Genomic DNA, 14,836 nt, shown 5'->3' with positions numbered 1-14,836 from the left:
CTCTCGGCTCAGCCGAAGCAGTGCCCCTCGCCGCGATAGGTGGGCACCGTGGTGCGGCTGCCGTCCCCGTCGATCAGGTGCACCTCGTTGAAGCGCTCGCACAGCTCGCCCGCCTTGGCGTGCCGGAACCAGACCCGGTCGCCGATCTCCAGGCCGTCGGCGCCCGTCAGCGGGGTCTGCACCTCGCCCGCGCCCTCGGTCCCGATCAGCTTCAAGCCCGAGGGCCACACCGGTTTCGGCACCCGCGAGGCCCCGGTGGGCCCGGAGGCGATGTAGCCGCCGGAGAAGACGGTGGCGATGCCCGGCGCCGGCCGGCGCAGCACCGGCGTGGCGAAGTACATGGACGGCCGCGGCGCCAGATTGCGGTAGCCGTCGAACAGGGTCGGCAGGTACAGGCCCGAACCCGCGGTGACCTCGGTGACGCCCGGGTCGGTAATGCTGACCTCGATGGACCCGGTCCCGCCGGAGTTGACCAGCTCGAGTTCACCGACCGTCGACCGCACCGCCTCCAGCACCTGGCGGCGGCGCTTTCCGATCTCCGCTGCGGACGCCCACTTCACCAGGCGTACAGCGGGATTCGTGTCCGGCAGACCCGCGATCTGGGCCTCGTAGGTCATCACGCCGACGACCCGGAAACCGCGGGAACGGGTTTCGGCGGCCAGCCGGGCGGCCTGCTCGGGGGTGCGGATGGGCGAACGGCGCACCCCGAGGTGCAGTGGGCCGAGGCGCAGGGAGGCGTCCACATCCAGACACACACGGGGAGCGACCTTTTCGCTGCCGACGGCCTCGCGAATCAGGTCCAGCTGGGCAGTGTCGTCGACCATGAGGGTGATGGAGTCGAGCAGCAACTGGTCGGAGGCGAGTTCCGCCAGGGCGTGCCGGTCGGCGGTGGGATAGCCGAGCAGTACATCGCGCGCGCCCTCGCGGACCAGCCAGATGGCTTCGCGCAGTGAGTAACCCATGATGCCCGCGAAGCCGCCGGAGGCGGTGAGCTTGGGCCCGAGGACTTCCTCGAGAACGGCGCGGCAGCGCACGGATTTGCTGGCCACCCGGATCGGGACGCCGCGGGCGCGGCGCACCAGATCGTCGGCATTGGCGCGCAGGGCGGTCATATCGACCGCGGCGAGCGGAGGTTCGAGGTCGGCGGTGGCCGCGTGCAGCCCGCTGATCGGCGACGAATCGGTCACCAGATCATTCGACCATGAACCTGGTCATGCGTCCAGCATTAAGTTTCGGGGCAGGCCGGATGTGTCAGGGCAGGTCGACGGCCTTGGTCGACAGGTACGAGACCAGGTCGTCCAGCACCACCAGCGAGATCTCGTCATCACAGTCGGCCAGCCAGCGCAGGACCATGCCCTGGATGACGGCCAGCAGATAGGCGGCGATGGCATCCACCGGCTCCAGCCACTGGGTGCCCGAGCGGCGGGCGCAGTGGTCCAGGAAGGACGTCACGTCGGCGTCCAGCTCCCGGAACATGGCCGTGGCGACCGGGTCCGGAACACAGGTGGCCTGGTTCTCCCAACGCCGCCGCAGCACCGCCAGGGTGGACTCGTAGGCCCGGATCTGCCGGTCCGGGGAGGATTTCAGGATCGGCCACAGCGTGCTGAGTCCCGCGTGCAGCAGGATGCGCAGGGCGCGATTACCCCTGAAATCAAGCGACACGGCCGCGGCCTCGATGGCCTCGGTCATGGCCGGACGAAGTCCGACCTGGGTGATTTCTCCACTTGCGCTCAACGACGACTCCCTTTGGCGAAAGAACTCGCGCACCTCGCCTGCGCGGCTCGCTCAACGGGTGTTGCAGATCGGCAGTGATCTCCGGCTTGTACGCCTGCGTACCCGTTCAACGGGTATTGATGTTACGTCTTTTTCTGGCCCGGCAACCAGCTTTGATAGCCGATTCCATACCTCAAGAATGTTTTGTTACCTAATTGGAACAGGCCCGCGACCGGATGGGAATGATCAAATTGAACGATCGCCCGGTAAGGCCGTTGTTTGGACCGGACGGTATTTTATCGGCGGGTGTGCGATGAAACATAGCGGGTGTGCGCGAACCCACAACGCTCCACTGTTCGACACTCTGGCGTTACCCGCCCACCGTTAGCCTGAGCGGGTGACTTCTGCGCGCCACGACCAATTCCTGATCTCCGGCACCTTCAATTTCCGCGATCTCGGCGGCGCCCGCACCGCGGGCGGTTCCACCGTGCGGGACGGAGTGCTGCTGCGGTCCGCCCAGCTCAGCCGCCTCGACGAGACGGGCCTCACGACCCTCGGGACGCTGGGCGTCACCGACGTCCACGACCTGCGCGGGTTCGCCGAGATCGACCACATCGGCCACGACGTCGTCCCGGACGGTGTGCGCTTGAAGGTCACCCCCTTCGACCCCCGTATGGGCGAGACCCCGCCGCACGAGGCGCGCCGCCACAGCAGCGCCTCCGGCCACATGCTCGAGGTCTACCGGCTCTTCCCCGCCCTGCCCGAGGCGCATGTCGCCATCCGGTCGCTCGCCGACTCCGTACTGAGCGGCACCGCGCTGGTGCACTGCGCCGCGGGCAAGGACCGCACCGGGTGGGCCGTGGCCACACTGCTGCGGGCGGTCGATGTCACCGAAGAGGACATCTACGCCGACTACCTGCTCAGCAATGACGCTGTCCCCCACCTGCGCGCGTTGATGACCGCGGGCACCGACGAGGAACTCTCCGACGATCTGCTCGGTGTCCGCCCCGAATACCTGGAGTCGGGCACCAACTCCATGAACGCCATGTACGGCGGCCTGGACGGCTATCTCGCCGAGGTCGGCATCACCCAGGAGCTGCGCGAGGCGCTGCGCGCCCGGATGCTCGTCTGACCGCTGCGGTTGTTCTCCGCGGCAGCGCGCGATCAGTCCGCGTTCGACCGGCGGACCAGGCCGTTACGGTCGATGCTGACCTGGTTTCCGGTGTGGAACCAGGAGCCGGTGAAGCGGGACTGGGTGGTCTGCGGGTCGTTCCAGTAGCGGGGGCTGACATTCGGCCCCCGGCACAGCAGCTCGCCGTGGCCGACCGCCGCGAGCGGGCCCCACAGCGCGAGTTCGGTTCCGCCGAAGGCGAATCCGAGCGCGTCCCGGCCCGGGGCGGTGTCGTCACGGGCCAGCCCGATGCCGGAGGTCTCGGTCGCGCCCCACACCGACCACTGCCGGGCCTCCGGGAAGACCGCACGCAGGGAGTTGGCGACGGATTCGGAGGTGGCCGGGTCCGCCGCGGCCAGTTCGGCGCGGTGCCCGGCACTGCAGATCTGCCGCACCCGCTCCACCCGCAGCCCGGCCAGGCCGGGCAGCAGGCCCGCGAAGATGCGCGGGGTCGCGGCGACCATGTCGATGCGTTCGGCGACAAGGGCTTCCGGCACCGCGGACCGGTCGGGGGTGAGCACCACGGTGCCGCCGACCGCGAAGGTGGGCAGCAGTTGGTCGACGCAGCCGCTGGCGTGCGCGAGCGGCAGCAGCACCAGATTGCGCAGGCCGTCGGTGGGCAGATCCAGCGCGCCGACCACGGAACGGACCGCGGAGAGCAGGTTCTCGTTGGTCAGCTCCACCCCGCGCGGGCCGGCCCCGGAGCAGGGGCTGGTGTAGCTGAGCAGTGCCAGTTCGCCGAGGGACGCGCCGTCGTCGATGAAGGCAGCGCCGTCGGGCAGCGCGTCGCGGAAGCCCGCCGCGCGGCCGCCGCCGTCGAGCACGAAGTCGGCGCAGGCGTCGTGAATCACGCGGTCCGCCACGCCATCCGGCAGCCCGTCGTGGACCAGCACCGGCACCGCCCCGGAGAGCAGCGCGCCCAGGAACGCCTGCACCCAGCGGGCGCCGACCGGCATGCGGACCGCCACCCGGTCGCCGTAGCCGATGCCGTGTTCCTGCAGGCCGCCCGCGATGCGGGAGGCCGAGTACCAGAGTTCGCGGTAGGTGAGCCGGGGGCCGCCGATCTCGACCACGGCCTCGCGGGCGGCGAAGGTGTGGACCTGGACGTCGAGGAGTTCGGTGAGCGCGGGCGTGAGGTTGCCGTAGCGCAGGATGCCGTCGGCGGCGCGGGCAAGCGGGTTGTCGCACCAGCCGTTTCGCGTCTGCGGATATTCCACGAGTAACTGCGACATCGTCGTCCCTCCGGGTACCTCGAAGCCCTGCAGGCAAGAGTGACTATATGATGCAGATCACATCGGTGGGCGGATTGTCGGCAAACGGATGTCAGGCTTTCACACCACGGAAACAGATCGCCGCCCGGTCGACCCCACGTTCCCCCGATCGAGCCTGCGGAAACATCGATTTTGCGGTGGCTTCGCAACAGTCGCACCGGGATTCCCCGCCGGGCGGTCTCGTGCCACCCCCGATCCCATACCAGTGCAGGTAACAGGCTTGACACGCCCGGGCGGCAGCCGACACGCCCGGACGCGCACGGTCGATCCTGTTCTTCGAGCAGAAGCGCGGCCGCGGCCCGGCCGATCGACGCCTACCGACCTGTGTACGTGGCCTTTCCGGGGCCGACCTCGAGGAAGCTGCGCACCGCCCCCCGCAGATCCGCGGTGCCGAAAAGTTGCCCGGACACCTCCGGAGTCACCGAATCCGCGTGCGCCACACCACCGGAGCGCCAGGCCTCGATGATCGCCTTGGTGGCGGCGTGCGCGCGGGTCGGGCCCTCGGCGAGCCGGGCCAGCAGCGCCCGGGCCGCGGTGTCGACATCCTCGTGCACCGCATTGACCACCCCCCACTCGGCCATGGTGGCGGCGGAGTAGGTGTCACCGGTCATGACGAACTCACGGGCGCGGCCGGAACCGGCGCGCTCGGCCAGCCGCTGCGGGCCGCCCATCGACGGAGTCAGGCCGACCACGGTCTCCACCAGGCCGAACTTGGCCTTGGGCGCGGCCAGGATGATGTCGCAGGCCAGCGACATCTCGAAGGCCGCGGTCAGGGTCAGCGAGTGCGCGGCGAAGATGACCGGGCAGGGCAGCGCCTCGAGCGGGTGGATGATGCGCGCGAACAGGGTCCGCCACAGCTGCGCGCCCTCCTCCTCCGATAGGCCGTCGAAGACGTGCACGTCGACGCCACCGGAGACCAGCTTGCCGTCGGCGCGGATCAGCAGCGCCCGGGGCGGATTCGCCGACAGCTCGTCGATATCCGCGGCCAGCGTGTCCATCAGGGCCTTGTCGAAGAGGTTCAGCGGCGGATTGTCGATGGTGAGGATCGCCGCGTCCGCGCCGCCGTCGGTGACGATGCGCTCCAGGCGGGTGGGCTTCGAGTCAGTCATGACCCTGAATGTATGCGGACGCTTACTTCTGCAAAGGGTCGAGCACGAAATCGGCGATGCCGACCGAGTAGTAGATCAGCCAATGGCCGCGAACCCGCCCCGGAGCGAAGCGGAGGGGCAAAATGAACACAGTGACCTCGAAATCCGAGCCGGGGACCTACGTCGAACCGGGCGAATTCAAACGCGATACGAACTACATCGACACGCGGATCACCGCCGACGGCCGAGACGGGTATCCGGTCGAGCCCGGCCGGTATCGGCTGGTGGCGGCGCGGGCTTGTCCATGGGCCAACCGCACGCTCATCGTGCGGCGGCTGCTCGGACTGGAATCGGTGCTGTCGCTGGGACTGTGCGGGCCCACCCACGACAAGCGCAGCTGGACCTTCGACCTGGATCCGGGCGAGGTGGATCCGGTGCTGGGCATCCACTTCCTGCAGGACGCCTACTTCAAGCGGTTCCCCGACTATCCGCGCGGCATCACCGTGCCCGTCATCGTGGACCAGCGCACCGGCGCGGTCGTCACCAACGACTACGCGCAGATGACGCTCGACTTCTCCACCGAGTGGGCGGAATACCACCGGCCCGGCGCACCGCGGCTGTATCCGGAAGACCTTCGCGCGGAGATAGATTCGGTGAACCGCCGCGTCTACACCGAGGTCAACAACGGCGTGTACCGGTGCGGGTTCGCGGGCGGGCAGGACGCCTACGACGCCGCCTACGACCGGCTCTTCACCGCACTGGACTGGCTGTCCGAGCGACTGGCGACCCAGCGGTACCTGGTGGGCGACACCATCACCGAGGCCGACGTCCGGCTGTTCACGACACTGGCCCGGTTCGATCCGGTCTATCACGGCCACTTCAAGTGCAATCGGCAGAAACTCACCGAGATGCCGGTGCTGTGGGCCTACGCCCGCGACCTCTACCAGACCCCCGGGTTCGGCGACACGATCGACTTCGTGCAGATCAAGCAGCACTACTACATCGTGCACGCCGACATCAACCCGACCCGGGTGGTGCCCAAGGGGCCCGAGCTCGGCAACTGGCTGACCCCGCACGGCCGGGAAGCCTTGGGCGGCAGGCCCTTCGGCGACGGCACCCCGCCGCCCCCGCCGGTTGAGGCCGAGCGCGTGCCCGCGGGACACGCCCCGGCCCGACCCGGCTACTCGCCGGCCGCGCCCCGGTAGGTGCCGAAGCTCCAGTAGACGCCTTCGGGGTCGCGGCAGGTGAAACCCCGTGACTCGTAATCGGTTTCATCGCGCAGCTCGCGGGTGATGGTGGCGCCCGCAGCCTGCGCCCGGGCGTACAGGGCGTCCGCGTCGTCGACCGCGATGTACACCGAGCCGACGCCGGGCGGCTGGCAGTCCAGTGCCATGCCCTCGCGGACGCCGCCGAGCATGATGGCGCCGCCGCCCGGCCAGGCGAGTTCGGCGTGCGCGACGGTGTCGCCCTCGTCGTAGCGGGCGGTGGTCTCGAAGCCGAAGGCCCGCTCCAGGAATGTGATGGCGGCCGGGGCGTCGCGGTAGACCAGGGTCGGCCAGACGACGGTGCCGGTCGCGATGGGGGTTGTCGTTTCGCTCATGGGACTAGCCTCCGGTCTCGGCGGCCTGCTGGTCTTGGACGAATGGGAACTCCTCGCGTTCCCGCCACACCGACGGCGGCATGCCCGCGAGTTCCCGCCATTCGCGGGCCATGTGCGCCTGGTCGTAGTACCCGGCGGCGGCCGCCACCTCCGCGAGCGAGGGCAGAATCGGGTCCCGCAGCAGGCGGTGCGAGCGTTCGAAGCGCGCCACCCGGGCGGCGTCCTTGGGGGTGATGCCGAATTCGGCGCTGAAGCGGCTGCCGAGATGTCTTCGGCTCCAGCCGATCTCGTCGGCCACGGCGGCCACCCGCACCGCCGGGCCGGGGCCCGACAGCAGCGCCCAGGCGTGGGTCAGCTCGGCATCCCAGCGCACCGGATCCACCTGGCGCAGCAGGATTTCATCGATGACGGCGAAGCGCCGCGGCCACGAGCGCACCGACGACAGCCGCTCCCGCAACTCCGTCGCGCGCGGCCCGAGCACGTCGGCCAGATCCACGATCCACGACCCGAGCGCCGCCGCGGGCATCCCGAACAGCGCCCGGCAGCCCAGCGGCGTGAGGTTCAGCTGCACCCCGTGCTGGAACCCGTTGTGCGCGATCACCGCCGGCCGCACCGTGAGCCCGCTGGCCAGCATGTCCCAGTGACCGCCCGCCTGCTCCGGATGCGAGGACACCGGCACGTGGATGGGCTCGTCGATGGTGATGATCACGGTCAGCGCCGCCGCGGGCATCCCGACATGCGTACCCGGCGCGAAGCCGTGCAGCAAATAGCCCTCGTATCCGAGGACGTACGCGCGTAATCGCGGGTCGGGCACTCCCGACGCGCCTTCGGACACGCCTGCCACGCCGTCCACCCTAGGCCGATGATCTCCGGCGTGGGACCCTCCCGTCCGGAACCGGTCTATCTCGCGAATCGTTGTCGAGGTGCCATAGAGTTCGGTCTGGAGGACCGCACGAAGAAGGGGTTGTCGTCGATGTTCAAGACCGGGCTCGAAAAAGCGGTCGTCTCGTTGCTCGACAACGGGTCCCAGGTACAGGCCCCGGCTGTCACGAAATACGTGGGCAAGCTGCGGGATGCGCATCCGGGTGAGACGCCCGGGCAGATCATCGCCCGCATCGAGAAGCTCTACCTCAATACCGTGACCACCTCCGGCACGGCGGTCGGCGCGACCGCGGCGGTGCCGGGCGTCGGGACGGTGGCGTCGCTGGCGGCCATGAGCGCGGAGACCGCCTTCTTCCTGGAGGCGTCCGCGGTGTTCACCCTGGCGGTGGCGGCCGTGCACGGAGTCGCGCCCGAGGACAAGGAGCGCCGCCGCGCCCTGGTGCTGGCCGTGGTGCTCGGCGAGAGCGGCATGGAGATCGTGCAGAAGAGCGTCGGGCACTCGGCCGCGAACTGGGGCGGGCTGCTGGCGGGCAAGATCCCGGGCCTGAGCGCCATGAACGATTCGCTGCTCAAACGCTTCATGATCCAGTTCATCGCCAAACGCGGCGCGCTCATGGTCGGCAAGGTGATTCCGGCCGGAATCGGCGCGGCCATCGGCGGATTCGGCAACCGGGCGATCGGGCGCGGCGTGGTCGACAATGCCCGCAGGGCGTTCGGCGCGCCGCCGCTGACCTGGCCCCAGCCCCTGGTCATCGACGCCGATCCGCTGCCCGCGGTGGAGGCGCCGACCCGGGCCCGGCAGCCGTGAACGCGCGGCCGCTCGCCTTCGCCGCCGGGGGCCTGACCAAGACGTTCGAGAACGTCACCGCGGTCGAGGACGTGAGCTTCGTGGTGCCCGCCGGCAAGGTGGCCGCCCTGGTGGGCCCGCACGGCGCGGGCAAGTCCACGGTGCTGCGCATGCTGCTCGGACTGCTCACCCCCACCGCCGGCACCGCGAGCGTGGGCGGACCCGGCTCCGGCGTGCGGGCCGGACGCCAGGTGGTGGGCGCCATGCTGAATCCGCGCGGCCTGCACCCGGCCCGCCGGGTGTTCGCCCAGCTGCGCGTCTATGCCTCCGCCGCAGGCGTTTCCGATGCCCGGGCGGAGGAACTGCTGGCGCTGGTGCGGCTCACCGAGGCCGCCGACCACCGCATCGGCGGCCTGCCGGAGGGCATGCGGACCCGGCTGGCGCTGGCCGTCGCGCTGCTCGGCGATCCGCCGCTGCTGGTGCTCGACGATCCGGCCACCGGGCTCGATATCGGGGAGACCGCCTGGCTCAACGACTATCTGCGCGGCCACGCCCGCCGCGGCGGCACCGTGCTGCTCACCTCTCGCATGCTCAGCACCGTGCTGCCCATCGCCGACGAGCTCCTGGTACTGGACCGCGGCCGCATCGCCTACCAGGGCAGCCCGGCCCGGCTGCGCCGCAGCCACCCGGACCGGCTGCTGGTGAAGGCCTCCAGCCCGATCGCGCTGGCCACCACCCTGGCCGCACAGGGCTTCACCGACGCGGTCATGCGGCCCGACGGCCGCCTCGCCATCGCGGAAGCCTCGCTCTCGCAACTGGAATCGGCCGCCTCCACGGCCCGCGTCCAGCTCACCGAGATCACCCCCGAACACATTCATCCCGACCAGGTCCTGGCCGCCCTCACCCACAGCGGACCCCCGTCGCCCGCGTACCCGGGCCCGGCCGCCTACCGGAGCTACCGGTGAAGTCGTTGCGCCACACCGCTATCCGCCATGGGAGCACGGTCCATCGCCGGGCCGACGACCTCCCACGAAAGGACATTCGATGATCCTCACTGTGCCGCCGGTGGTGGCCCGGGCCGCGAATTCCGAAGTGCGGAAGGTGACTTCGGTGCGGTCGAACTGGCTGATCGGCGGCGGGGTCATCGTGGCGGGCGTGATCGCGTTCGTGGCGCTGGGCACCGGATTCCAGCCCGGCGACCAGCATGCGCAGGGCTTCAGCTCCGGATCCGGCTGGGCGGCGCTGCTGACCACCTGGGTGCTGGTGCTCACGGTCGCGGCGGCGGCCACCTTCGGGGCGCTGGGCGCCGGCACCGATTTCCAGTCCGGATCGCTGGCGATGAGCTCGCTGTACACCCCCGACCGCACCCTGCTGCTCGGCGCGAAACTCGCGGTGGCGGGGGCGTTCTCGCTCGGCACCGTGCTGCTGATGGAGGTGCTGGGCGGGGCCGCCATGCGGCTGGCCGGCGGCTCCCGGGTGCCCCTGGACGGCGGTTTCTTCGGCGTGCTGATCGGGGTCGCGCTGGCGGCGGTGTGCTGGGCGGTGATCGGCACCGCGATCGGTGTCGGGCTGCGCTCGCCCACCCGGGCGCTGGCCGCCGTGCTGGGCTGGGCCGTGCTGGAGCCGCTGATCTGGATCACCGCGCGCGCCATCGGATTCGGCGGGCTGGCGGCCATCCTGCCGGTGTCCTCGACGGTCGGGGCGATCAGCGGCGGCCGCTACGCCAAGAGCGCGCTCATCGCGCCGACCCCGGCCGCCATGGCGCTGCTGGTGCTGTGGAGCGCCGCGGCGGGTGCGGCCGCCTGGTGGATGCTCACCCGCCGCGACCTCTGATCAGGCGCGGCCGGAGAACAACCGCCGCCACACCTCGTGATCGGTGCGCGGACCGCCGGGAGTGTCCGCGCCGTACTTCGCGATGAGGCCCGGCAGGTCCAGTGGGAGGCTCGGCGCGGTCATGGCGGCCAGCTCCGCTTCCACCGCGGCGTCGGGAACCAGCCAGCAGACCTCGAATTCGATGCCGTCGGGGTCGGCGGCGTAGAGGGCCTTGGTGGAGGCGTGGTCGGACGCCCCGGTGAGCGCGCCCGCCGCGACCAGGGCGTCGCGCACCCGCTGCAGTTCGCTCAGCGTGTCCACCTCCCAGGCCAGGTGATAGAGGCCGACCCGGCCGGTGCGGTGCGGGACCGACGGGTCCGGCGACTGGAACAGGCCGAGGTCGTGGTCGTTGGCCGACCCGGCCGCCTGCAGGAACGCCCCGCCCGGGAAGCCGCCGGGCAGCCGGCGAAAGCCCAGCACCTCGCTGTAGAAGGCGACCGAGCGCTCCAGGTCGGAGACGAACAGGACGGCGTGATTGAGACGCTGAATCGGCATGGGGGCGACTCCGTTTCGAAGGACCGTGACCATCCAGCCGACCACGGCGTGCCGCGCCGCACAAGCCACCGTCCCGGCACACTGGTCAGGGCGGCACGACGACGGGAACAAAGTGGGGGTGGGGAGACGGTTGTTCTCCGGGATGACTTCGAAGGATGTAAACAGGGTGCGTGGCTGGCTGCGCAGGTTGTGGGAGCGTTGCGCCGGGCACCCGTGGGTGCTGTCCGGGCTGGGGCTGGCCATCGTGCTCGGCGCGATCGTGGAGGTGACCGGGCCGCTGCTGGCCAAGCGCGCCCTCGACGGCGCGACCGCCGGGAACACCGGCATCATCGCGGCCATGGCCGTGGCGCTGGGCGTGCTCGCGGTCGGCCGCTTCCTCGCCTCCTTCGGGCGGCGCATGCTCGCCGGGCGGCTCGCCCTCGACGTCCAGCACGAACTGCGCGTGGATCTGCTGTCCGCGCTGCAACGTCTGGACGGGCCCGGACAGGACGGGCTGCGCACCGGGCAGGTCATCTCGCGCTCGATCAGTGACCTGACCCTGGTGCAGGGCCTGCTGGCCATGGGCCCCTGGTCGGCGGTGGCGGCACTGCAATTCGTGCTGGCCGCGGGCGTCATGCTGTGGCTCTCGCCGCCGCTGGCCCTGGCCGCGCTGCTGGTGGTGCCGGTGCTGGCGCTGGTGGTCTACCGGGTGCGGCCGCGGCTGTACGCGGCCACCTGGTCCGCGCAGCAGCGCGCCGCCGACCTGGCCCAGCACGTCGAGGAGACCGTCACCGGCGTGCGCGTGGTGAAGGGCTTCGGGCAGGAGGCCCGCATGGTCGACGTGCTCGAGCAGCACGGCCGCACGCTGTACGCCGAGCGCATGCGCGCCGCCCATATCGACGCCCGCTTCAGCCCCACCCTGGGATCGATTCCGCAGGCCGGGCAGGTCGCGGTGATCGCGGCGGGCGGGCTGCTCGCCTTCCACGGCAGCATCGGGCTCGGCACCTTCCTGGCCTTCGTCGCCTACGTGTCGACGATGACCAACTCCACCCGGATCGTGTCGTACGTGGTGGTCATGGCGCAGCTGACGCGCGCGGCGGCCGAACGCGTGAACCAGGTCATCGACAGCGCGCCCGAACGCATCGATCCGGAGCACCCGGTGGCGGTGCCCGAGGGACCGCTCGGCATCGAAATCGACGATCTCACCTTCGGTTTCGAGCCCGGCCGGCCCGTGCTGCGCGACTTCACGCTGAACATCGCACCCGGCGAGACGGTGGCCGTCATCGGCCCGGCGGGCTCGGGCAAATCCACCCTGAGCCTGCTGCTGCCCCGCTTCTACTCCCCCGGCTCCGGCCGGATCACCCTGTACGGCAAGGACTCCCGCGCCGACATCGCCGACCTGCGCGCCGCCGACCTGCGCTCGGCGGTCGGCGTGGTCTTCGACGAGGCCTTCCTGCTCTCGGACACCATCGCCGCCAATATCGCCCTGGGCCGGCCGGATTCCACCGAGGCGGAGATCCAGGCCGCCGCCGAACAGGCCGCGGCCGACGACTTCATCAACGCCCTGCCCGACGGCTACGAGACCGTGGTCGGCGAACGCGGCCTGACCCTCTCCGGTGGTCAGCGCCAGCGCATCGCGCTGGCCCGCGCCCTGCTCGCCGACCCGCGCATCCTGGTCCTCGACGACGCCACCTCCGCGGTGGACGCCGTCACCGAGGCCGCCATCTTCGCCTCCCTCCCCGCCGATTCCGCACGCACCACCCTCATCCTGGCCCACCGCGAATCCACCCTCGCCCACGCCGACCGCGTGATCCGGCTGCCCGCACCGGAATCCGGCGACGAGCAGGTATCGGTGATTGCGGACGCGCGGGACGTGATCGCGGAAACGGCTGCCGGAGGCCGGCACCCGGTCGATCGGGACACCCCGGCGGAGGTGCGGCGGGTGCTGGGGAAGCTGCCGCCCGCGACCGAGCGGCCGGGGCTGGACGCGGCCGAGCTGCGCCGGCCCGACCCGGGCTTCCGGCTGAGTCATGCGCTACGGCTGGTGAAGTGGCTGGTCGCCGGCACCATGGTGCTGCTCGCGCTGAACGCGGTGGTGGGCGTGGGCTTTCCGTCCGTGGTGCGGTACGCGGTCGATTCGGGCGTCGGCACGCACAACGGCTGGGCGCTGGTGCAGGCCACCGTGATCGGGGCCGTGCTGGTCGGGCTCGGCTGGCTGGTCGCCTCGACCTCACTGTTGTGGAGCAACCGGGCCGGGGAGCGCGTGCTCTTCGGGCTCCGGGTCCGCAGCTATGCCCACCTGCAGCGACTCGGGCTCGACTTCTACGAGCGAGAACTGTCCGGCCGCATCATGACCCGGATGACGACCGACATCGACGCTCTGTCCACCTTCATGCAGACCGGGCTGCCGGACGCGCTCGTCGCGCTGCTGACGGTGGCCGGCATCGCGGTGGCACTGCTGGTGATCGACTTCCAGCTGGCGCTGGTCGTGTTCGTGACGCTGCCGCCGTTGCTCCTGGCCACCTGGTGGTTCCGCAAGGTCTCCGATTCCGCCTACAGTGCGGCGCGGGAACATTCGGCCACCGTGAACGCCGACTTCGCCGAGAATGTCGCGGGTCTGCGGGTGGTGCAGGCCAATCGGCACGAGGCCATCTCCGCGCGCCGGTTCGCCGGGTACTCCGACAATTTCCGGGTCAGCCGGATGCGGGCCCAGCGGGCCATCGCCACCTTCTTCGCCTTCGTCGGCATGTGGGCGGATCTGGCGCTGGCGTCGGTGGTCTTCACCGGGGCGTGGGCGGTCGCGCACGGGTCCACCACGCCGGGCACGCTGGTGGCGTTCGTGCTCTATCTGCAGCTGCTGTTCGGGCCGATCATGCAGCTGTCGCAGCTGTTCGACGGGTATCAGCAGGCACGAGTCGGGTTGCGACGCATCGGAGGACTGCTGCGGACCCGGTCCTCCATCGCGCCGGATCCCGCGGACGCGGCGCCCATCGACGGGCGGCTGCGCGGGGAGGTCGTCTTCGACAATGTCCGCTTCCAGTACCCGGGCGCGGTGCGGCCCGCGCTCGAGGGCGTCAGCCTGACCATCCCGGCGGGCGGCAGCCTGGCGCTGGTCGGCGAGACCGGCGCGGGCAAGTCGACCATCGTGAAGCTGCTCGCCCGGCTCTATGACATGCCCCGGACACCGGATGACCACACAGCCCGGACAACGGGTGACGGGAATCACGAACTTTCCGGCAGTGTTACGCCGTTCTCCATAGCGGATATGCATGACAGGGGCCATGATCCGGACGGCACCGGCGCAATTCGCGTGGACGGCGTCGATATTCGCGACTATCGGCTCGCCGAGTTCCGCTCGCGGCTCGGCGTGGTCCCTCAGGAAGCTCACCTGTTCACCGGCGACATCGCCAGCAACATTGCATTTGGCAAACCTTTTGCGAGTCCCGGGGAAATCGAGGCGGCCGCCGCCGCGGTCGGGGCACTGGACACCATCACCGCCCTCCCCCAGGGCATGCGGCAGCCGGTCGGCGAACGCGGACGCGGGCTCTCCGCCGGTCAGCGGCAGCTCATCGCCCTGGCCCGCGCCGAACTGGTCCGCCCCGATCTGCTGTTGCTCGACGAGGCCACGGCCGTGCTGGATCCGGCCGCCGAGGCATCGGTGCTGGTCGCGAACGAATCGGTAACGCGCGGCCGCACCTCGGTCATCGTCGCGCACCGGCTGGCGACCGCCGCCCAGGCCGATCGGATCGCCGTCGTGCAGCACGGCCGGATCAGCGAAATCGGCAGCCACGACGAACTCCTCGCGGCACAGGGCGCTTACTCGCGCTTGTGGGCTGCGGCGCAGGCGACGGAAGGAATATTCTCGGGCGAAGACGAGTCGTCATCAGAGAATGTGTCCGCTCGGTGGTAGCCATGCCCGACGGCGAACAGGGGTGGGCATATCCTCAGTGGGGGCGCATCGGCGCGCATCCGCCGATT

General features: G+C 70.5%; 13 protein-coding genes. 6 read left to right on the top strand and 7 right to left on the bottom strand.

The features are described from left to right. Window positions 1-8 precede the first annotated feature (8 nt). Entirely contained in the window at window positions 9-1,187 is a 1,179-nt protein-coding gene (locus AB0L60_RS04760; RefSeq protein WP_364607298.1) for an amino acid deaminase/aldolase, read from the bottom strand. Between the two features lie 64 nt (window positions 1,188-1,251). Continuing rightward, window positions 1,252-1,734 carry a TetR family transcriptional regulator gene (locus AB0L60_RS04755; RefSeq protein WP_364607295.1) on the bottom strand — a complete coding sequence of 161 codons (483 nt, stop codon included), beginning with the start codon at window positions 1,732-1,734 and terminating at the stop codon, window positions 1,252-1,254. Window positions 1,735-2,110: 376 nt separating this feature from the next. On the opposite strand from AB0L60_RS04755, the gene AB0L60_RS04750 reads away from it, so the two are divergent. Then, window positions 2,111-2,845 carry a tyrosine-protein phosphatase gene (locus AB0L60_RS04750; RefSeq protein WP_364607292.1) on the top strand — a complete coding sequence of 245 codons (735 nt, stop codon included), beginning with the start codon at window positions 2,111-2,113 and terminating at the stop codon, window positions 2,843-2,845. A gap of 32 nt (window positions 2,846-2,877) precedes the next feature. Here the strand turns inward: AB0L60_RS04750 and AB0L60_RS04745 are convergent, their stop codons facing one another. Together AB0L60_RS04745 and AB0L60_RS04740 are read right to left on the bottom strand one after the other, a co-directional pair. After that, window positions 2,878-4,116 (bottom strand): AMP-binding protein, encoded by a 1,239-nt coding sequence (locus AB0L60_RS04745; protein WP_364607289.1) that lies wholly within the window; start codon window positions 4,114-4,116, stop codon window positions 2,878-2,880. A gap of 353 nt (window positions 4,117-4,469) precedes the next feature. Then, window positions 4,470-5,264: an enoyl-CoA hydratase/isomerase family protein gene (locus tag AB0L60_RS04740; protein ID WP_364607286.1), complete on the bottom strand. Its 795-nt coding sequence runs from the start codon at window positions 5,262-5,264 to the stop codon at window positions 4,470-4,472. Between the two features lie 122 nt (window positions 5,265-5,386). On the opposite strand from AB0L60_RS04740, the gene AB0L60_RS04735 reads away from it, so the two are divergent. Next, the gene (locus AB0L60_RS04735) at window positions 5,387-6,448 is read left to right on the top strand and encodes a glutathione S-transferase C-terminal domain-containing protein (protein WP_364607283.1); all 1,062 of its coding nucleotides are present in this window, start codon (window positions 5,387-5,389) and stop codon (window positions 6,446-6,448) included. On the opposite strand, the gene AB0L60_RS04730 is transcribed toward AB0L60_RS04735, so the two are convergent. After that, complete coding sequence (locus tag AB0L60_RS04730) at window positions 6,424-6,843, bottom strand: VOC family protein (protein WP_364607280.1); 420 nt, start codon at window positions 6,841-6,843, stop codon at window positions 6,424-6,426. The genes AB0L60_RS04735 and AB0L60_RS04730 overlap by 25 nt on opposite strands. 4 nt (window positions 6,844-6,847) lie before the next feature. Continuing rightward, the gene (locus AB0L60_RS04725) at window positions 6,848-7,687 is read right to left on the bottom strand and encodes a helix-turn-helix transcriptional regulator (protein WP_364607278.1); all 840 of its coding nucleotides are present in this window, start codon (window positions 7,685-7,687) and stop codon (window positions 6,848-6,850) included. Window positions 7,688-7,816: 129 nt separating this feature from the next. Here AB0L60_RS04725 and AB0L60_RS04720 point away from each other — a divergent pair, with 129 nt between their 5' ends. The 3 genes from AB0L60_RS04720 (at window position 7,817) to AB0L60_RS04710 (ending at window position 10,345) form a co-directional block, all read left to right on the top strand. Further along, complete coding sequence (locus tag AB0L60_RS04720; protein ID WP_364607276.1) at window positions 7,817-8,533, top strand: hypothetical protein; 717 nt, start codon at window positions 7,817-7,819, stop codon at window positions 8,531-8,533. Then, window positions 8,530-9,477 (top strand): ABC transporter ATP-binding protein, encoded by a 948-nt coding sequence (locus AB0L60_RS04715; protein WP_364607274.1) that lies wholly within the window; start codon window positions 8,530-8,532, stop codon window positions 9,475-9,477. The genes AB0L60_RS04720 and AB0L60_RS04715 overlap by 4 nt, the downstream gene beginning before the upstream one ends. A 79-nt stretch (window positions 9,478-9,556) precedes the next feature. Further along, entirely contained in the window at window positions 9,557-10,345 is a 789-nt protein-coding gene (locus AB0L60_RS04710; RefSeq protein WP_364607271.1) for an ABC transporter permease, read from the top strand. On the opposite strand, the gene AB0L60_RS04705 is transcribed toward AB0L60_RS04710, so the two are convergent. After that, on the bottom strand, window positions 10,346-10,879 hold the full coding sequence (locus AB0L60_RS04705; RefSeq protein WP_364607268.1) for a VOC family protein: 534 nt from the start codon (window positions 10,877-10,879) through the stop codon (window positions 10,346-10,348). A gap of 142 nt (window positions 10,880-11,021) precedes the next feature. On the opposite strand from AB0L60_RS04705, the gene AB0L60_RS04700 reads away from it, so the two are divergent. Continuing rightward, on the top strand, window positions 11,022-14,768 hold the full coding sequence (locus tag AB0L60_RS04700) for an ABC transporter ATP-binding protein (protein WP_364607265.1): 3,747 nt from the start codon (window positions 11,022-11,024) through the stop codon (window positions 14,766-14,768). Window positions 14,769-14,836: the final 68 nt, after the last annotated feature.

The organism is Nocardia sp. NPDC051981 (assembly GCF_040680715.1).
GTDB lineage: Bacteria > Actinomycetota > Actinomycetes > Mycobacteriales > Mycobacteriaceae > Nocardia.
This window is presented reverse-complemented; position numbering and strand designations above follow the sequence as displayed.